The 18402-nt window shown below is 66.7% G+C and carries 19 protein-coding genes and 2 pseudogenes; 10 read left to right on the forward strand and 11 right to left on the reverse strand.

Annotated features, from left to right (window positions below; genetic code table 11):
- The first annotated feature begins 118 nt into the window (after nucleotides 1–118).
- The 3 genes from hrpA to DQP56_RS03875 are packed head-to-tail and all read left to right on the forward strand — an operon-like array spanning nucleotide 119 to nucleotide 6309.
- Nucleotides 119–4057: an ATP-dependent RNA helicase HrpA gene (hrpA, locus tag DQP56_RS03865; protein WP_112683722.1), complete on the forward strand. Its 3939-nt coding sequence runs from the start codon at nucleotides 119–121 to the stop codon at nucleotides 4055–4057.
- Between the two features lie 38 nt (nucleotides 4058–4095).
- On the forward strand, nucleotides 4096–5187 hold the full coding sequence (locus DQP56_RS03870) for a phosphotransferase (protein WP_165824893.1): 1092 nt from the start codon (nucleotides 4096–4098) through the stop codon (nucleotides 5185–5187).
- Nucleotides 5188–5196: 9 nt separating this feature from the next.
- Complete coding sequence (locus DQP56_RS03875) at nucleotides 5197–6309, forward strand: Rv3169 family protein (RefSeq protein WP_112683667.1); 1113 nt, start codon at nucleotides 5197–5199, stop codon at nucleotides 6307–6309.
- A 21-nt stretch (nucleotides 6310–6330) separates the two neighbouring features.
- On the opposite strand, the gene DQP56_RS03880 is transcribed toward DQP56_RS03875, so the two are convergent.
- Nucleotides 6331–7632 carry a hypothetical protein gene (locus DQP56_RS03880; RefSeq protein WP_112683668.1) on the reverse strand — a complete coding sequence of 434 codons (1302 nt, stop codon included), beginning with the start codon at nucleotides 7630–7632 and terminating at the stop codon, nucleotides 6331–6333.
- A 604-nt stretch (nucleotides 7633–8236) separates the two neighbouring features.
- Here DQP56_RS03880 and DQP56_RS03885 point away from each other — a divergent pair.
- From DQP56_RS03885 to DQP56_RS03895, 3 genes are all read left to right on the forward strand, one after another.
- Nucleotides 8237–8743: a macro domain-containing protein gene (locus DQP56_RS03885; RefSeq protein ID WP_112683723.1), complete on the forward strand. Its 507-nt coding sequence runs from the start codon at nucleotides 8237–8239 to the stop codon at nucleotides 8741–8743.
- A gap of 625 nt (nucleotides 8744–9368) precedes the next feature.
- Complete coding sequence (locus DQP56_RS03890; protein ID WP_112683669.1) at nucleotides 9369–9650, forward strand: type II toxin-antitoxin system Phd/YefM family antitoxin; 282 nt, start codon at nucleotides 9369–9371, stop codon at nucleotides 9648–9650.
- An 8-nt stretch (nucleotides 9651–9658) separates the two neighbouring features.
- Nucleotides 9659–9922 carry a type II toxin-antitoxin system RelE family toxin gene (locus DQP56_RS03895; protein ID WP_112683670.1) on the forward strand — a complete coding sequence of 88 codons (264 nt, stop codon included), beginning with the start codon at nucleotides 9659–9661 and terminating at the stop codon, nucleotides 9920–9922.
- Between the two features lie 154 nt (nucleotides 9923–10076).
- On the opposite strand, the gene DQP56_RS03900 is transcribed toward DQP56_RS03895, so the two are convergent.
- The 3 genes from DQP56_RS03900 to DQP56_RS03910 form a co-directional block, all read right to left on the reverse strand.
- Nucleotides 10077–10409, reverse strand: a complete 333-nt coding sequence (locus DQP56_RS03900; protein ID WP_112683671.1) for a type II toxin-antitoxin system PemK/MazF family toxin — start codon at nucleotides 10407–10409, stop codon at nucleotides 10077–10079.
- A complete protein-coding gene (locus tag DQP56_RS03905; protein ID WP_112683672.1) occupies nucleotides 10406–10612 on the reverse strand; it encodes an antitoxin MazE-like protein in 207 nt (68 codons plus the stop codon). Before DQP56_RS03905 ends, DQP56_RS03900 begins: the two co-directional genes overlap by 4 nt.
- Before the next feature lie 190 nt (nucleotides 10613–10802).
- Nucleotides 10803–10958: a hypothetical protein gene (locus DQP56_RS03910; protein WP_112683673.1), complete on the reverse strand. Its 156-nt coding sequence runs from the start codon at nucleotides 10956–10958 to the stop codon at nucleotides 10803–10805.
- Nucleotides 10959–11076: 118 nt separating this feature from the next.
- Between DQP56_RS03910 and DQP56_RS03915 the strand changes: the two genes are divergently transcribed.
- Entirely contained in the window at nucleotides 11077–11286 is a 210-nt protein-coding gene (locus DQP56_RS03915) for a hypothetical protein (protein ID WP_112683674.1), read from the forward strand.
- 167 nt (nucleotides 11287–11453) lie between these two features.
- The gene (nadE, locus tag DQP56_RS03920; RefSeq protein WP_112683675.1) at nucleotides 11454–12302 is read left to right on the forward strand and encodes an NAD(+) synthase; all 849 of its coding nucleotides are present in this window, start codon (nucleotides 11454–11456) and stop codon (nucleotides 12300–12302) included.
- Nucleotides 12303–12411: 109 nt separating this feature from the next.
- Here the strand turns inward: nadE and DQP56_RS03925 are convergent.
- The 6 genes and pseudogenes from DQP56_RS03925 to DQP56_RS25160 all read right to left on the reverse strand — a co-directional run.
- Nucleotides 12412–12555: pseudogene (locus DQP56_RS03925) on the reverse strand (hypothetical protein); the annotation flags it as partial.
- Nucleotides 12556–12720: 165 nt separating this feature from the next.
- Nucleotides 12721–13974 carry a sulfotransferase family protein gene (locus tag DQP56_RS03930; RefSeq protein WP_112683676.1) on the reverse strand — a complete coding sequence of 418 codons (1254 nt, stop codon included), beginning with the start codon at nucleotides 13972–13974 and terminating at the stop codon, nucleotides 12721–12723.
- Nucleotides 13971–15008, reverse strand: a complete 1038-nt coding sequence (locus DQP56_RS03935; RefSeq protein ID WP_112683677.1) for a DUF1214 domain-containing protein — start codon at nucleotides 15006–15008, stop codon at nucleotides 13971–13973. Before DQP56_RS03935 ends, DQP56_RS03930 begins: the two co-directional genes overlap by 4 nt.
- 179 nt (nucleotides 15009–15187) lie before the next feature.
- On the reverse strand, nucleotides 15188–15580 hold the full coding sequence (locus DQP56_RS03940) for a nitroreductase family deazaflavin-dependent oxidoreductase (protein ID WP_112683678.1): 393 nt from the start codon (nucleotides 15578–15580) through the stop codon (nucleotides 15188–15190).
- A gap of 55 nt (nucleotides 15581–15635) precedes the next feature.
- Nucleotides 15636–16259, reverse strand: coding sequence for a TetR/AcrR family transcriptional regulator (locus DQP56_RS03945; RefSeq protein ID WP_234825496.1), 624 nt, complete (start codon nucleotides 16257–16259; stop codon nucleotides 15636–15638).
- Nucleotides 16260–16486: 227 nt separating this feature from the next.
- The gene (locus DQP56_RS25160) at nucleotides 16487–16654 is read right to left on the reverse strand and encodes a hypothetical protein (protein ID WP_234825505.1); all 168 of its coding nucleotides are present in this window, start codon (nucleotides 16652–16654) and stop codon (nucleotides 16487–16489) included.
- Between DQP56_RS25160 and DQP56_RS25545 the strand changes: the two are divergent.
- A pseudogene (locus DQP56_RS25545) lies at nucleotides 16602–16916 on the forward strand (MFS transporter); the annotation flags it as partial. The gene DQP56_RS25160 and the pseudogene DQP56_RS25545 sit on opposite strands and share 53 nt — an antisense overlap.
- 46 nt (nucleotides 16917–16962) lie before the next feature.
- Complete coding sequence (locus DQP56_RS03950) at nucleotides 16963–18081, forward strand: MFS transporter (protein WP_286167702.1); 1119 nt, start codon at nucleotides 16963–16965, stop codon at nucleotides 18079–18081.
- A gap of 15 nt (nucleotides 18082–18096) precedes the next feature.
- On the opposite strand, the gene DQP56_RS03955 is transcribed toward DQP56_RS03950, so the two are convergent.
- Nucleotides 18097–18387, reverse strand: a complete 291-nt coding sequence (locus DQP56_RS03955; protein ID WP_205868791.1) for a hypothetical protein — start codon at nucleotides 18385–18387, stop codon at nucleotides 18097–18099.
- Nucleotides 18388–18402 lie beyond the last annotated feature (15 nt).

Here is an 18402-nt window from a genome sequence, read left to right on the forward strand (position 1 = left end):
GTTGACTGACTTGAGTCAACAAATGCGCGGCCGCCCCGACTCCCGCGCCGGATCGGTACTGACCGGTACCGACGGTTGGTCGGTGGTCGGCGGTCTCACGACCTCTATCCTCGGCGGAGTGCCCGAGCCCTCCGTAGCAGCCTTGCGCAGCCGGCTCGACGGGCTGACCATTCGCGACGCCGCGCATTTCGGCAGGCGCCTCAAGCAGCTGCGTGATGGCCGGCCGCAGCAGCTGCGGCAACTGGGCGAGCAGCTCACCGCCGCCGAAGCAGTCGTCGCCGCACGGCGAGCCGCCGTACCGGCGATCAGCTATCCCGACCTGCCGGTCAGCGACCGGCGCGACGAGATCGCCGAGGCGATCCGGGCGCACCAAGTGGTGGTGGTGGCCGGGGCAACCGGGTCGGGCAAGACGACGCAGCTCCCCAAGATCTGCCTCGAGATCGGCCGGGGCATCCGCGGCATGATCGGCCACACCCAGCCGCGCCGGCTCGCCGCACGCACGGTCGGCCAGCGCATCGCCGACGAACTGTCGGTGCCGCTCGGCGACGCCGTCGGATACAGCGTGCGTTTCACCGACCGAGTCAGTGACCGCACCCTGGTCAAGCTGATGACCGACGGAATCCTGCTCGCCGAGATCCAGCGGGATCGGCGGTTGCTGCGCTACGACACAGTGATTCTCGACGAGGCCCACGAACGCAGCCTCAACATCGACTTCCTGCTCGGCTACCTGCGACAGCTGCTGCCCCGGCGACCCGACCTGAAACTGATCATCACCTCGGCGACCATCGAGCCGCAGCGCTTCGCGGCGCACTTCGGGGACGGGGCCCCCATCATCGAGGTGTCCGGCCGGACCTATCCGGTGGAGATCCGTTACCGCCCACTGGAAATCGCGGTCACGACGAACGCAGCCGATGATCCTGACGATCCCGATCAGGAGATCGTACGCACCGAGACGCGCGACGAGATCGAGGCGATCGTCGACGCGATCGGGGAGCTCACGGCGGAGCCGCCCGGCGACATCCTGGTTTTTTTATCCGGTGAACGCGAAATCCGCGATACCGCCGACGCATTGCAAGGACTGCGTCCGGGCGGCCACCCCCTTGAGGTATTGCCGCTGTATGCCCGGCTGCCGACCGCCGAACAACAGAAGGTGTTCAACCGGCGGGCCGCATCGAACATCACCCGGCGCGTGGTCCTGGCCACCAATGTGGCCGAGACCTCGCTCACCGTACCCGGCATCCGCTATGTCATCGACCCGGGCAACGCCCGCATCTCGCGCTACAGCAGGCGATTGAAGGTGCAGCGGCTGCCGATCGAGCCGATCTCGCAGGCGTCGGCCGCCCAGCGGTCCGGACGCTGTGGACGCACCGCCCCGGGGGTGTGTATCCGGCTGTACTCGCAGGCCGACTTCGAGGCCCGGCCGGCCTACACCAACCCGGAGGTGCTGCGCACCAATCTCGCCGCGGTGCTGCTGCAGATGGCGGCGCTGCGACTCGGCGAGGTGGCGGACTTCCCGTTTCTGGATCCACCGGATGCGCGCAGCATCCGCGACGGGGTGGCGCTGCTGGTCGAACTCGGCGCGTTCGACGCGCACGGGCAGATCACCGATCTGGGTCGCCGGTTGGCCCGACTGCCCGTCGACCCGCGGCTGGGCCGGATGATCCTGGCGGCCGGCGCCGAGGGGTGTGTGCGCGAGGTGTTGGTGGTAGCGGCGGCGCTGACGATCCCCGATCCGCGGGAACGCCCCACCGACCGGCAGGAGGCCGCCCGCGCCCAGCACGCCCGCTTTGCCGATGACGAATCGGACTTCATGTCCTACCTGAATCTGTGGCGGTATCTCAATGAACAGCGAAAGGCGCTGAGCGGCAGTGCGTTCCGGAGGATGTGCCGGAACGAGTTCCTGCATTATCTGCGCATCCGCGAGTGGCAGGATCTGGTGGGGCAGCTGCGCAGCGTCGCGCGGGATCTGGGCCTGGATGAATCCGGGGTCGATGTCGACGAGCCGGCCGGCCGGGCCCGGGTACACGCGGCACTGCTGGCCGGGTTGCTGTCGCACGTGGGTATGCGCCGCGTGGACGGGCGCGACTATCTGGGGGCGCGCAACTCCCGGTTCGTGTTGGCGCCCGGATCGGTGCTGGCCAAACGACCACCGCGGTGGGTGGTGGTGGCCGAGCTGGTTGAGACCAGCCGGCTCTACGGCCGCACCGCGGCGCGCATCCAGCCCGACGTCATCGAGCGGGTGGCGGGGGAGTTGGTGCAGCGCAGCTACAGCGAACCGCACTGGGATGCGCAGCGCGGTGAGGTACTGGCCTACGAACGGGTGACGCTGTACGGCTTGCCGCTGGTGGCGCGGCGCCGGGTCGGCTATTCCCGGGTCGAGCCGGCCCTGGCGCGCGAGCTGTTCATCCGGCACGCGCTGGTGGAGGACGACTGGCAGAGCCGCCACGGTTTCTCGGCCGACAATGCGCGGCTGCGCGCCGAGCTCGACGAGTTGCAGGACCGGGCCCGCCGTCGCGATCTGATCGTCGACGACGACGAGATCTACGCGTTCTATGATGCCCGGATACCGGCCGATGTCGTCTCCGCCCGGCACTTCGACGGCTGGTGGAAGAAGCAACGGCGTCAGACCCCGGACCTGTTGACGTTGCGCCGTGACGACCTACTGCGTGCCGATAGCGAGGTTGTCGCCGGCCGGCCCGACAGCTGGCAGACCGGTGATGCCAGTCTGCCGCTGAGCTACCGGTTCGAGCCCGACGCCGCCGACGACGGTGTCACGGTGCACGTGCCGATCGACGTGCTGGCCCGGCTCGGCGGTGACGCCTTCACCTGGCAGGTGCCGGCGCTGCGCGAGGAGTTGGTGACCGCGCTGATCCGCTCGTTGCCGAAGGAGCTGCGGCGGAACTTCGTGCCCGCTCCCGACACCGCCCGCGCGGTGCTGCCGGCGCTCGATCCCGACAGCGGCTCGCTGCTGGTCGCGCTGCAACGCGAGCTGCGCCGGCGTACCGGTGTCCTGGTGCCGATCGAGTCGTTCGATCTGACCAGGCTGCCCGCCCATCTGCGGGTGACGTTCAGCGTTGAAGCTGCCGACGGCTCGGAGTTGGCACGCGGGGAGAACCTGGGCGCCCTGCAGGAGCGCTTCGCCGCGTCGGCGCGGGACGCCGTTGCCGGAGTGGTCGCCGGTGAGCTGCAGCGGAGCGGACTGCGCGACTGGCCCGCCGACCTCGAGGAATTGCCGCGGGTGGTCGAACACGTGGTGGACGGGCGCGTGGTCCGCGGCTATCCGGCGTTCGTCGACACCGGAGCCGCCACCGACCTACGAGTCTTCGCCACCGCGGGCGAACAGGCTGCGGCCATGACGGCCGGCATCAGGCGGCTGCTGCGCTGCTGCGTCCCATCTCCGGTCAAAGCGATCGAGCGGCAGCTGGATGCGGGCACCCGGTTGGCGCTGAAGGCCAATCCGGACGGGTCACTGACCGCCCTGCTCGATGACTGCACCGACGCGGCGGTCGAGTCGCTGATGAACGGTCCGGTGTGGACGCGCGAGGCGTTCGCCACGCTGCGGGCCGCGGTGGGCGAAGCCCTGATGACAACGACGCAGGACATCCTGCGGCGTGTCGAGAAGCTGCTCGCCGCCGCGCGCGACGTCGATCTGCTGGTGCCCGCGCAGCCGCCGGCTGCCCATCGCGACGCCGTCACCGATATTCGCGACCAGGTGCACCGGCTGTTGGCGCCCGGCTTCGTCACCGCCACGGGTCGCGCACGACTGGCCGACCTCACCCGCTATCTGGCCGCGATCCGGCGGCGCCTGGACCAGCTGCCGCACGCCGGCAGCGCCGACCGGCAGCGGATGGCCCAGGTACACGCCGTGCAGGACGCTTATGAGGAACTGCTCGCCGGCTTGACCCCGGCTCGCCGCACCGCCGCCGATGTGCGCGACATCGGTTGGCAGATCGAAGAACTGCGCGTCAGCCTGTGGGCGCAACAGCTCGGCACTCCGCGTCCGGTGAGTCAGCAGCGGATCTACCGGGCGATTGATGCCGCCGGCGGCACCGGTTGAGCTGTGACCGGGACAGTCCTGCGGTTATGGTGCTAGCTGTGAGCACCGTCGCGCTTCCTCCGCCGCTCGTCGACCGCCACGACATGAGCGCAGAATGGTTCACCCAGGTACTGCGACACTGCGGGGCCCTAACCGATGCCACGGTGACCGCCGTGACCGCCGCGCCGATCGGCACCGGCCAGGTCGCGGACACCTTGGTGTTCGCCCTCAGCTACGACCGCGCCGATTCGGACGGGCCGGCCAGTGTGGTGGCCAAACTACCGGCCGAGGACCCCAACAGCCGCCAGGCCGCCGTTATGCAGCGACTCTACGAACGTGAGGTGCGCTTCTACCAGCACCTGCGCGACCGGACCACCGTGGCGACACCGGGCTACCTCTACAGTGACATCGACCCCACCACAGGCCAGTTCGTGTTGCTGCTGGAGAACATGACGCCGGTGGCCGCGGTCGACCAGCTCAGCGGATTCACCGTCGAGCACGCCCGCTGCGCGCTGGCTCAGGCGGCGGCATTGCACGCGCCGTTCTGGGGTCGCTCGGAGTTCGACAACCACGACTGGCTCAACCACGGCCGCAACACAGCCGATATCCTCGCCGAGGTCGTTCCGCTGTTGATCGAGCAGTTCTGCGAGCGCTACGCCGCCGAACTGGGACCCGACATCACCGGGCGGATGCGCCGGCTCAGCGTCCACGCGCAACAACCCGCCGAACCGCAAGGCCCGGTCACCGTCGTACACGGCGACTTCCGAACCGACAACATGCTCTTCGACGCCAAGGGCGGCGAGGTGCCGGTGGCGGTAGTCGATTGGCAGACCATCGACCGGGGCAACGGATTGATCGATGTGGCGTTCCTGCTGGGCACCGCACTGGATCCGGAACTGCGGGCGGCCCACGAGCAGGAACTGGTCCGCTGCTACTTCGACGCGCTGACCGCCGCGGGCGTGTCCGGCTACGACTGGACGCAGTGCTGGAACGACTATCGACGCCAGGCAGCCTACGCGGTGTTCTTCCTGGCGCCGGCCGCCATGCTGGTCGAACGCACCGAGCGTGGCGACCAGATGTTCCTGACGATGATTCGCCGGGCCTGTGCGCAGATCAGTGATCTGGACACCGAGGCACTGCTGGACGGCTAGGACACCGCCGTGTTGACACCGTTCGACGACTACCCCGTCCATCAGACACCGGTGGCGCTGGCACACGCCGGCGACGGCAACCCCGACCACTACGACAGGTTCTGGTTCAACGGCTACACCGAAGACTTCTATTTCGCTGTGGCACTGGGTATCTACCCAAATCGAGGCGTCATCGACGCCGCACTCAGTGTGGTCAGCGACGGGGTGCAGCGCTCGGTGTTCGCCTCGGGCCGTGCGCCGTTGGATCGGACCCGGACGGCGATCGGGCCCATCAGAATCGAGATCGTCGAACCGATGCGCATCAGCCGTGTTGTCGTCGACGCGCCCGAGTACGGGCTGGGCGCCGATATGACGTTCACGGCGCGCACCGCCGGTTACGAGGAACCGCGCCAGACCCGTTATGTGGGCACGCGGTTGGCCATCGACATGACCCGTGCCTCCCAGCTGGGCCGGTGGTCGGGATCGGTGACCGTCGATGGCGCCACCAATGACTTCGACACCCAGACCGTCTACGGCACCAAGGACCGCTCCTGGGGTCTGCGTCCGGTGGGGCTGCCGGCGTCGGCGGCGCCCGAACCGTCGGCGGGCCAGATATTTTTTCTCTGGGCCCCGTTGAATTTCGACGACGTCGCGTTGCACTACCTGACCTTCGAAGATCAGACCGGGGCATCGTGGGCTCAAAGCGGAGCCGTGTTGCCCATTCTGCGGCCCGGTGATCCGGTCTACGGCCCCCAGGACCGAGTGGAGCACCTCGATATCAGCCACACCATCGATTGGGCGCCCGGGCTGCGCCGCTCTCGGGGGGCGCGCCTGGACTTCCGCCGCGGTGAGGCCGCGGAAAGCGTTGAGCTACAGCCGTTGCTGACCTTCCGGATGAAGGGCGCAGGATATTTCCATCCACGGTGGTCGCACGGCCGGTGGCACGAGGAGCTGGCCGTCGGCGGCGAGCAGACCCCGGTCGCCGAGCTCGACAACCTCGCACTGGACAACATCCACGTCCAGCAGGTGATGCGGGCGCGATGGGGGGAGCGGACCGGGATCGGGGTGCTCGAGCAACTGGCGATCGGGCCGCACGATCCCAGCGGGTTCACCGGCCTGGTGGATGTGCCCGCGGTCGGGTGATCCGCCGTCCAGCGTGGGCGGTCAAAGGCCGGCCAGCAGTGCGCCGATTTCACGCGTCTGCCACAGGTTGAGCACGTTGACCAACATCTGCAGCGGGGCGCGGACGCTTTCGTCGTGTTTGATTGGTGCGTCGTACCTGGTCATCGCCCGGGCTGATTCGCCCAGGCGAGAGGAGATCAGTGCCGGCACGTCAAGCAGCCAGCTGACCCCCATGATGCCCGCATAGATCAGGACCTGGCGGGTCAGTTCGCCCGGGTCGATCAGCGGGCCACCGGCTGCGGCCAACTCGGTGACGAACAGCGTCACCAGTGCATCGAAATGTTCATTCCATAAGGTGATCTCGGCCGCCGACATCGCACCCCACAGCGCCATCGCCACATTCATCTGACTGACGCATCCCCAGTCCATCAAGCCGCACTGCAGAACATCGTCGGCGTCACGCCAGAACCACGCGTTATCGACGTTGGCGTTCCAATGGCACAGCGCGATGTGGTTCGGATCAGCTGCCAGGTGCCGCCACACCGCCGCTTCGGCCTGAACGATCATCGGTACCTGCTCGGCGAAGTCGGACAGGAAGTGCGAGGCGCGGACCCCGGCCGGGAACAGCCCGGGATGGGTGCTGGTGAAGTCGGTGAGGCGTGCCAGCTGCCGCGCCAATCTGTTTTCGCTGAGCGGACGCCGCTCACCGACGGTGGCCGCCTGAAGATCGACGGGGAAGGCGTCGATCGCACCGCCGGCGGCACCGCTACGGTGCCAGCCGGCCAGCCTGGCCAGCGAGACCGTCATGGCCCGGTAGTGATCCAGCGGATCGGGCATCTCATAGTCCAGGCACTTGTGGTGTTGTTGTTCGATTCCGTTGTCACCAAACATGATCCGCTCGCTGATCAGCAGCCCGGTGCCGGACTCGCCGTGATAGTCGGCGAACAGTGTGGCCGGCACGGTGATCGGAAATCCGGGTGTGCGCGCCAACTCGGCAAAGCGAACCTCGGCCTTCATCTGGGTTCTGCCGACATCGCGAACGGGGTCATCGAGGTCGCGGGAGAACTTCACGAACAGTTCGGTGGGCAGCTGGGGATCACAACCGGCGTACTCGATCGACAGCCGGGCCTTGCGGCCGGTGCTTCCGCCGCCGACCTCCGCGAAATCGGTGATGTTCGCTACCGCACTGTCGGCCGCCAGAGTTCCGTACCCGCGCAGCGCGCGGGTGAGAAATCCGCTCCCACGGCTCAACATCTCTTCGGGATCGACCGGCAACGCGATGCCGGTGTCATCGCCGGGTACCGCGCTAACACCGGTGGCCGATACCGGGCGAGAAGGTGTCATGGCTGGTGACCGCGAGTCCTCTTGCATCGAGCGAAATCAACCCGTCCATCGTTTCACACGGCGCCATGGTGGCGTGCCCAGCGTGCCGCACAGCGACTGTCACGTGCCCTGCTTCGGGGCTTCAATTCGTCACCGTGACGTATCAGTGTCCCGCCGCACCCGGTGGAATTCGTGATTGCGCCTCCGCCGGAGGGGGTAGTGCTAATGAATCGACATCCAGATCGGGGATCTGGACACTTCCGAGGGGAGGCAATCATGGGAAAGTTCGTTTTTCGCATGGCATGCGCCGCGGCCGTGGCGTTCGCACCGGGCGTGTATGTGGCAGCGGTAGCGCCCAGCGTTGGCTCGGCTCAACCGCCTGATTGCGGACCGGGCAACTTCTGGAACCCGGGTGCCAATGCCTGCCAGCCGTCAGCGCCGCCCAATTGCGGTCCTGGCAACTGGTGGAACCCGGGCGCCAATGCATGTCAGCCGGTAGCGCCGCCGCCGCCGCAGCGGTAAAGCGGTGGCGCTGCAGCGTCGACGACGCTGAGCATGACGGGTTGGCCGCGATATGGAGCGGATCGCGGCGACCCGTCACGCTCACGCAGGCATACTGAGCAGCGTGCCAACAATCACCGCGGTCCACGGCGACATCACCGAGCAGCAAGTCGACGCCGTAGTCAACCCAGCCAACACCGCTATGCGCGGCGGTGGCGGCGCGGATGGCGCGATCCATCGCGCCGGTGGCGCCGCCATTCTGCGCGACTGCATCAACAAGTTCCCCAACGGACTGGCCACCGGTGACGCAGGATGGACGACCGCAGGCGACCTGCCTGCCCGGTGGGTCATTCACACGGTCGGCCCGAATTTCAACGCCGGCCAGACAGACCGTTCACTGCTGGAGTCCTGCTACCGACGGGCGTTGGAGGTTGCCGACGAACTCGGCGCGCGAGTCATCGCCTTTCCGCTCATCAGCGCCGGCGCCTACGGCTGGCCGGAGCACGACGCCATCGCCGCCGCCATCGACACCATTGCCGCCGTCGACACTCGCGTCGACGAGGTGCGACTGGTGGCTTTCGACGCCGGGATGCACAAGCAGGTGCTGGCGCAGTTGGCTACCCCGGACTGATCCGCAGCGCCAGAACGATGTCGGCGGATCTTCGGAGTGCGGCTTCCTGTTCTTCGGAAGCCGCACGCGGGGAAGATAACTCGTCACCGCACAGTTGGCCGTGGGGCGACACCCGAACAGTTCGTCGCCGTGACGTATATCAGGCAGGCGCAACGCCGGTACCGGTGCGTGCTCGACAGGTGATCTGAGGGCAAGTATCCGACATCGTCTTGACTATCGACCAAAGCCGCAGCTTCAAAAGCCCGCCACGCCTACATGATTCGTCACCGTGACGTATTACGGGCGGCCCTGCGGCAGGGTGGCGCGGGTGATGGGACTGCCGGCTACGGCGCCAGGCGGCCGGGGCTCGCTCATGATTTCACCGAACACCGAATTATTCGCTAAGCGATTGCAGGATGCGTCAACCTACCGCAGCGGCTCGTTCGCGACCGGAGACGTCGGACCAGTGCCGAGAAGTGCGCACCAATCATCACGGGCGCGAGCACATTCATCTGATGCAACTCGCAACAGTTTGCTGGTGCCGGTGAGTGCTCGACAGGTGCGGGTTGCCGCGGGTGGCGGCGCGAGGAACATAGGCTTTAATTCAAGCCGATCCTCGGCCGTGATTTCGGCTAATATAAGTGACATGCGGATAGTGGCCATCTCGAAGATGAAGGACAAGCTCAACGAGTACGTCGATGCGGTCGCCCACACGCAGGATCAGATCACGATCACCAAGAACGGTGCACCGGCGGCGGTGCTCGTCGGCGCCGACGAGTGGGAATCGCTGCAGGAGACGCTCTATTGGCTTTCCCAGCCCAGGATCCAGGAATCGATTGCTGAGGCCGACGCCGATATTGACGCTGGGCGCACGTACGGCGAGGACGAAATTCGCACCGAATTCGGTGCACCTCGGCGTGCCGGCTAACGTAGCCGATGGGTTACACGGTTAGGTTCACCGGCACCGCGCGACGCGACCTGCGCAAGCTGCCGCCGCGGGTGCTCTCGGCCGTGATTGAGTTCGCGTTCGGCGACCTGGCACATGAACCGCACCGCGTTGGCAAGCCGCTCCGGCGCGAACTGACCGGGCTGTATAGCGCCCGGCGCGGACCGTACCGCCTGTTGTACCGGATCGACGAGGTTTGCTCACTGGTGCTGATTCAGCGTGTCGATCATCGCGCGGATGTTTACCGACGCTGAAGATCGCAGCCCCGCACAACTGGTCGGATCTCACGGACACAACTCGAACGAAAAGCCATGCACTGCAAGCGCCACTCGTATTGGTTTAACGCCGATAACGTACATTATGTCAACTGAAGTACGCCGTATTGCACTGTCGGGCAACGGCTCTCGCCTACCGCGCAAGGCCGAGGAATGCCATCATCGCTCGCTCGACCTCGACGAGTTGTTCAGCGGTCAACCGACCGACTCGGGCGTGGACACTCGATCTTTTGACGGTTGTGAGCTTGTCGATCATGACGTCACTGTCGTGCTCAAGTCCGGACAACAGTCCGTCTCCGCCGGCTATCCGGATGCGCATCAACGGCGCATCCAACAGCGTGCTGGACATCGGAGCAACGGTCACTGAACTCGTGGCATCAAAGAGATCGTCCTGAACAATCACTGCTGGACGCGGTTTGGTCGCGTACACACCCCCCGCTACGGTCCAGACCTCCCCCCTGTTCACTCCTCGTCCCATGGCGTCGAGATGGCCTCAATGAAGTCCTGGTCATCGGCGTTTTCGTCCGCTCGTGCGACCAACGAAGCCTGACGATGCGCCTCGGCGGCAAAACTCTCAGTGCGCACATCAGGCACCCAGACCTGCAGCGGTCGCAGGCCCCGCTCGCGCATCCGCCGCCGGTACTCACTGACCCTTTCCCGCACTGCCATGCCAGTATGTTACATGTAACGCTGAGTCTGCGCAGCCGGCGGTCGGACCGACCCTGACTCCATCTTGCGCCCCGGCAAGAATACGGCGGAATCGAATATGGCGGGTTACCAGTAAAGCTCGTCGTATTACACCTCGCCTTATACCTCGCCCCAACGGTTTCCATCCCCGTCGGTGAAGGGATTCACAACTTCATCGCCGGCGCTCGTCCTCGGCGGCAGCGCGACGCGCGGCCTCGATCACCTCAGGCGGTACTGGCCTACGCAACCACGCCCGCAGTCGCATCAGCCCGCCGGCGACTGTCCCGATAGCGAGCATGGCAACGATGATCCAGAGCGCGGTCGACATGTGGCAATTCTCCCCGTGTCCAGGCGGCATGAGGCCATATTCCCAGCTCTAATGTTGTGCGGCCCGGGCGGTGATCCTTTCAACCTGACCGGTGGCGCGACCCCCGTAAGCTCACCGCATGCCCAAAGCGACACTGGCCGGCACCGGGGAAGCGGTGATGCTGACAGTGGGACTGTCGGCCTATGCGGCGTTGACCCTCGCCAGCATCGCGGTGGCGATCGGCAGCGCCCACCGACGCCGGCGACGCCGCGCGATCTGTGCCTCGGTGATGGTCGGGGTGCTGATCCTGGGCGGGCTCGTTGCGGCGATTTGCAGCAGCGTCGCGTGAACCCTCACAAAGCGGGAGGGGCAACACAGGATGATTGGCGACGTCGGCTCAGCGCCTCTCCCTGGCGGGATCGAATACGGCGAGTTACCAGTAAAGGTTTGAGGCGGTCCGCCCACAGCAAGAGTCAGCAACACCGATCAGAAGCGGGCGGTTGCTAGCCTCGGCTTATGACCGACAGTGACACTCAGCAGCAGCGGATCATCGAAGACCTGGAGACCGTCTCCGCCTTCGACGCCGCCCGCGAGACCGAGCGTCGCATCCGGTTCCTCGCGGAGTACGTCCTCCACACCGGCACCCAGGGCTTGGTGCTCGGCATCTCCGGTGGCGTCGACTCCACGGTGGCTGGGCGCCTGTGCCAGCTGGCGTGCGAGCGGGTGCGGGCCGAGGGCGGCGATGCCGCGTTCGTGGCGATCCGACTGCCCTACGGCGTCCAGAAGGACGAGGCGGACGCCATCCGAGCCGTGGCGGCGATCGGGGCGGACGAGGTGTACACGGTCAACATCAAAGACGCGGTCGACGGCATGTGGGATGCCTGCCTCGCGGCCGGCATCTCGATCGCCGACGCGCGGGCCGACTTCGTCAAGGGCAACGTCAAGGCGCGCGAGCGGATGATCGCCCAGTACACCGTCGCCGGGGCCCGCAACATGCTCGTCGTCGGCACGGACCAGGCGGCAGAGGCGGTCGTCGGCTTCTTCACCAAGCACGGCGACGGCGCCGCCGACCTCACGCCGCTGTACGGCCTCCCGAAGCGCCGCGTCCGCGAGATCGGCCGACATCTCGGCATGCCGGAGAACCTCATCGAGAAGGTGCCCACCGCCGATCTGGAAGAGGACAAGCCGCTCATCTCCGACGAGGTGGCCCTCGGCGTTCGCTACGCCGTCATCGACGACTACCTCGAGGGCGGCGACGTCTCCCCTGCCGACGAGGCGACGATCCTGGGCTGGTACCGGCGCACCGGCCACAAGCGCGCGCTGCCCGTCACCCCGGCGGGCTGGGATGCCTCACGCGGCGCCTGATGCGACGTCGCTGAAGAAAAACAGCTCCCGACTCACTCGATATTCGTCTCGCTGTCTCCCAACTGAACGGCTGAACACCGGACCTCAAAGCGACACCCCTGACCCAGCGTTACAGCCCGGCGGGTACGGCCTTCCCGTTGACCGTCACCTCGACCTGGCCGGTCTTGGTGTCGTAGGCGATCTTTCCGTGCTCGAACGTCGACACCAGCTGATCGCCCACGGCGGTCTGGTCACTGGTTGGGACACCTAACGGAAGCCGCCTTCACCACGGCATGCCACCGCTCTCCGGCCCAGCGCATGTAGCCATCGCGCCGACCGTGACCGGCCTTAATACCCGTGGACGACTTTGCTTCTGCGCAACAACTTTGAGTGCCCCAACGGTCGAGTCCAACCCACCCGGTCTGCCTAACCGGCGACGCTACCCCGCAGCCAGCGACACGGTGTCGGTGTAGAACTGCAGGCGTTCGCGCAGCGCCCGCGGGTCGATCCCGAAGTCGGCGGCCACGTACCGGTGTTGACCCTTTCCGTGGCGGGGTTGGGCACTGTGGTGCTCAGCGATCATCGCCGTGGTGTCCGGGGCGTCCAGGTCGGCGGCGGCGTAGATCCGGCGCAGCGTCGCGTCCGGATCGGACACCAGATCCGGGTAGTGGATGTCCAGCCATGTAACATTCTGTGCCGCTGAGGATTTGCGAACTGTGACCGCGCGCCGCAGCCACAGCTCGGTCTGCTCGGTCTGGAACCGCCCGACATCGTGACCGTCGACATCATCGCTGTAGGTGGACCGGTAGGTGGCGAACAAACTCGCACCGGAGGCCACCGTCTCGACGATGTCGCGGTGTAACCAGATCACGCAGGCACCGGGATAGGTGGCGATCAGATGTTCGAGCTCGGCGGTGTGTGCCGGCGCCTTGAGGACCCATCGTCGTCCGTCGTCGGCATCGAGAATCTGCAAGATGCGCCGGTGCTGACGGTATTCCGTGGCAAACGACTCCCCGGCCAGCCAGCGGGCATACCCGTCCAGCCGGGTGGTGGCGGTGAAGCCCCAGTTACGCAGGGTGGTGCCCATCGCCAGGACGCATTCTTCGGCCAGGTCCGGACCGGAATCGTGGACGGCCGCCATGGTCGGGTTCAAGATGTGCAGCATCTGATGGCCGGACTCAGCGGCAGCCAATCGTTCTGTTCGCTGCTGCGGCTCCAGATCGCCGGCCAGCAGCCAGGGCGCGCCGAGTTCGGCGGGCAGCGGTGCCCGCAGTCGGGAGTCGCGACCCAGCAGCCGGAACAAGAAGGTAGTCCCGGTGCGCCAGCCGCCGGTAATGATGACCGGTGCGCTCAGCGGCCGCTGCGCCAGGTCGGGACGCTCGCCCAGGTAGGTGTCGATCGCCGCTCGGGCACGTAGCCGTCCCACCGCGGTGCTCTGCGCGTTCTTGGCGCCCAGGGCGTTGAGCCGACCGTCTTCGGCCGCCGACCCCAGATAGTGCTCCAGGCCGGGTTTCCAGTCCGCCACCTCGCCGAACAATGCATCGCCACGTCCCCGCGAGGCCCGGTCGATCACCAGGTCTACGGCGTCGACGCCGAGCCGATACCGCTCGGGCCGCACGGCCCGGTCCTCTTCGGCCGACCGGTAGATCTGCTGCGCCGCGGCAGTCCGCTCCGGCGCATGCCACAGGGTCATCGTCGCGCCCGGATGTCGCTGCGCCGCAAACGCGTGACGGTGGGAAGCTGCGGCGTGCGGGCAGGCTGCAAGAACCGGATCACCACGATGCCCTCCGGCCGGCCCTCGGTGTCGATCCAGTCGGCGTCACTTAATTCGGGATCCTCGGTAGCCAGCACGAACCGATACCGGTTGCCGACGACGGTGGCGGTGGCTCCGGTGTAGGAGACGCGGCGATGACGGTGGTCGAGGGAATTGAGAAATCGGCTGTAGGCCAGAATGTTCCAGTAGCGACAGTCCACCGCCTCCCCCTCGATCAACAGTGCCTCGTCTGGTGCCAGTTGCCATCCCCCGCGCAGGTAATGGATGTCGGGCTCGGTGTACACCGCCCCGCCGGTCATCTCCTCCCAGTGCCGCACCTGGTTGGGTTGGGCAAGGTCTGCCGCGGTGGCGGCGGCCCAGATTTGGGGCAGATACGTTGTCGCCGTTGCGAGTTTGGTCAGCTGGCGGGAGAACCTCTCCGGGTCGATCGGCGCCGGTACCGGAGGTTGGGCGGCCGGTTCGATGGCACACCATCCGATGGCGTCCTGATGGACGTCATTGTGAAAGTGCCGGACCCACACCACGGTGGCGCCCGCGGGTAGATCCAGCCAATCCCCCGTCGTCGGCCGCTGACCGCCGAGACTGACCTGATAGCCGCCGGCTTCATCGAAAGTCAAGGCATCACTGTCTATCCGCGCGGCGGCCTGGGCATCGGTACCGCCGGCACCGGCATAGACCGTGATCGAGACATAGGCGGCGTCGCCACGGTTCCCGCGAATCCGGTACCGCCCGCCGGAGCGGATGTCGGCGACCCAGTAGCGAAAATCCGGGTTGTCCATCAGGAACTTCTGCCGCCACCCGTTGAACGCGACCAACTCTGGTTTGTCCCGGTCGACCTCGAAGCGGCCCAATTGATTCGCGAACGACCGCAACAGCGCCCGGAGTCCGTCGGCGCGCTCTACCCGAGATAGCCCCGCGGTATCGGCGACCACCTGCTCCCCCGCAGCACGCATGGCGTCGACCAGGCGGCGCCAGGCGACGGCCTCGGGGCTTGGCGGTTCGGTAAGTCCGTCGTGCGCTGACGCGCGGGCTTCATCGCCTGACACCGTGAAACACTATCGTGCTGGAGTGTCACCGGCGCCATGTTTCAGACCACAGCGCTATCGCGCCCCTCGGCACCGCCGGAGCCGGCTCACTGTGGCTGACACTTGGTCAGCACCAGTACGGCCTCGTTGTACGGGAACAGCAGGTATAGCGGCCGCGAAAGCGGTTTGACGGTGTGAGCGGCTTGGGCCTTGCTGAGTATGCGCGGCTTGGCGACCTGGTGGGTGCGGCCGTGCTTCCGGATGGCGGCCGAGCCATGGACCAGAACGTTGCGGACCCAGTGCGTCGTAGGTCCGTAGCCGATGAGCAGGGCGTACCCGTCGGCGGTATCGAAAACGAGCAGCGGTGTGCGGTAACGGTTTCCGGTTCGATGCCCGGTATGTTCCAGTATTCCCAGGGCGGGCATGCGACCTACGACACGCAGCGCCGCCCGGTTGGTGAAGCGGCGATTGAATCGAGCAACCGAGCGCCCAACGCGCATCGTCACCTCCTGTTCGGCCGGTCAGTGGCGCGGTGAGCGCACAACCCAGACCCCATCAGCGTGCCCGCAGGCCATCCAGCAGTGCGTTCAATGCCTTGGCGCCTTCGTCGCGTGCGCCGCGCTGATCGGTTGCGTTGGCGACGAACAGTGCCGTCTCGTTGGCGGCGACCAGCAGGATGTGAGCCAAAACCGCTACCGGTAGGCCCGCTGTCAGCTCACCTTCGTCGATCGCGCGTTCGAGCATCATGCGGAGCGCCCCGACACCGTAGCGATTTTCCAGCTCCCGCCACCTGGCCCAGCCCAGCACAGCCGGACCATCGATCAGCAGGATGCGTTGCACGTGCGGAGCCAAGGATGCGTCCAGGAACCCGGCCAGTCCCTGGCGCAGCTGGTTCAACACCCCGTCAGCAGGGTCGTTCAGGCTGGTGGCGCCCGCCAACACCAGCTCCTCCTCGACGGCGATGAACACCGCCTCGAACAGCGCCCGTTTGTCGGCGAAATGGTGGTACAGGGCACCCCGGGTGCCCACACCGGCAGCGTGCGCGATCTCCTCGGTGCCGGTTCGGTGATAGCCCTTCTCGACGAACAACTGCCGAGCGGCATCCACGAGCGCCGCGCGGGTCGCCTCGGCTTGCGCCGCACGTCGTGCCTTGGAATCCAATGGTTCCCGCTCGTGCACGGCCCACATCCTATTGCACACCGCCAACCGGTGACCTACAGTCTGCATGTCACATGCAGCTGTATGTGACGGTGCCGAGCGCTACCGGTAGATCCCTTGGAGGTCCACGATGCCCCGGCCTTGCGATGTGGTCCGCGACATCAATTGCTTTCAACGCCACGGTATTTCCGCATTCATACCCGCTCCACCCGTCGCACAATGAGCTCACCGACCACGACACGCGGCGATCAGAAACCGCCGGTCTCCCCCGATCGCCCGGATCCGCCCCCGGCCATCTCGAGGCGGGCCCGGCTTTGGCTGCTGACCGTCTGCTGCCTGGGCGTGCTCATGGTCATGTCGTCGATGGTGGCCCTCAACGCCGCGCTCGGCGCCATCGCGACCGAGACCATGGCCACGCAACACCAACTCACCTGGATCGTCGACGCCTACACCCTGGTGATGGCATGCCTGCTGCTGCCGGCCGGCGCACTGGGCGACCGGTACGGGCGTCGTGGCGCACTGCTCATCGGCTTGGCGATCTTCGGCACAGCCTCGCTGGCACCGATCTTCATCGACACCCCCACCGCACTGATCGCCGCCCGGGCGGTCACCGGAGTCGGCGCCGCAGCCATCCTCCCCGCCACATTGTCACTACTGACCTCGGCGTACCCGGCCGACGAACGCAACAAGGCGATCGGTATCTGGGCCGGCGCATGCGCAGCCAGTGCGCTGGTCGGAGTCACGGGCTGCGATCCTCACCCAGTTCGGGCCCTGGCAGCTCATCTTCTGGTCCTTCGTCGGAGCCTCGGCGCTGCTGTTCGTGCTTGGTTTCACGATCACATCCTCCAAGGACGCCGAGTCGACGCCGCTCGACTACCGGGGCGCGGTTCTCATCGCCACCGCGGTGGCGGCGTTTGTCTATGGCGTGATCGAGGCCCCACTTTTGGGCTGGGGCCACCCGCTGGTCTCCTGCTGCCTGGGCGGCGGCGTTGTGCTGGCACTGCTCTTCGGCGTAGTCGAACTGCGCCGGCCGCACCCGCTGCTCGACATCCGAGTGTTCGTACGGCCCGAAATGCTCACCGGCTCAATCACAATGACCACACTGTTCTTTGCGATCTTCGGCTTCTTCTTCCTGTCCATGCAACATCTACAACTCGTCATGGGCTACAGCCCGCTGCGCACCGCGATGGCGTTGACTCCCCTGGCCGTACCGCTGCTCACCCTTTCGGTGCTGACAAGCTGGTACCTGCCCCGGCTCGGGCTACGGGTGTCGCTCGCGGGCGGCCTGGCGATCCTGGGTTTCGGGCTGCTGTCCATGCGCAACCTCGAAGTCGGATCACCCTACGTCGACCTGGCCTGGCCGATATGCGTCATCGCCACCGGCCTGGGCCTGTGCAACGCCCCCGGGACCTCCGCGATCACCGGCTCCGTCCCGCTGAACAAGCAAGGCGTCGCCTCAGCTATCAACGACACCACCCGCGAGCTCGGCGGGGCGCTCGGCATCGCGCTGGCAGGCTCAGTGCTGGCAGCCGGATACAGCAGCGCACTGGCACCCAGCACCGTGGCGCTGCCACCGCGCATCAGCGAGTCCGCCGGCGGTTCGCTGGCCCAGGCTCTGGTCATCGCCGAACAGCTCGGGCCCGCCGGACGCGACCTGGCAACCCACGCCAAGATCGCCTTCCTGCACGCCATGGACGCCTCCCTACTCATGCTCGGCATCGTCGTGCTGATCGTCGCATCCTTCACCGCCATCTGGGCACCCGGTCGCGATGGACGGCAACTCGCCGCACTTCGCCCGACAACCGGTAGACACCGGCTCAAGTCGAACCACCGGTGTAGGTGACGACGCCCAGCGGTTTCAGTGTGCGCCAAGCGGTTCCGCTGCCGCGGGGATGGCGTTGTCGATGAGGACAGCGGCGATGGCGGCAGCAGTGGCGAAGCTCTCGGAGTTGAGGACGCGGTTGCGTGCTGAGGCGCCGTCGAGCAGCAGTGCCAGCTGCTCGCCGAGTTGGTCGGGGTCGGTGGCGCCGGCCTCGCGCGCGGTTTCGCTGAGCCGAGCGGCAAAGGGTTTCTTGTAGTCGCGGGCGTGCAGGCGGGCCGGGTGATCGGCCGGAACGTGACCGGCGGGTGTTTTTGTCGGCCCCGCCATGAATGCAGTCGACGA

It is taken from the genome of Mycolicibacter senuensis, from assembly GCF_003284925.1.
Lineage (GTDB): Bacteria > Actinomycetota > Actinomycetes > Mycobacteriales > Mycobacteriaceae > Mycobacterium > Mycobacterium algericum_A.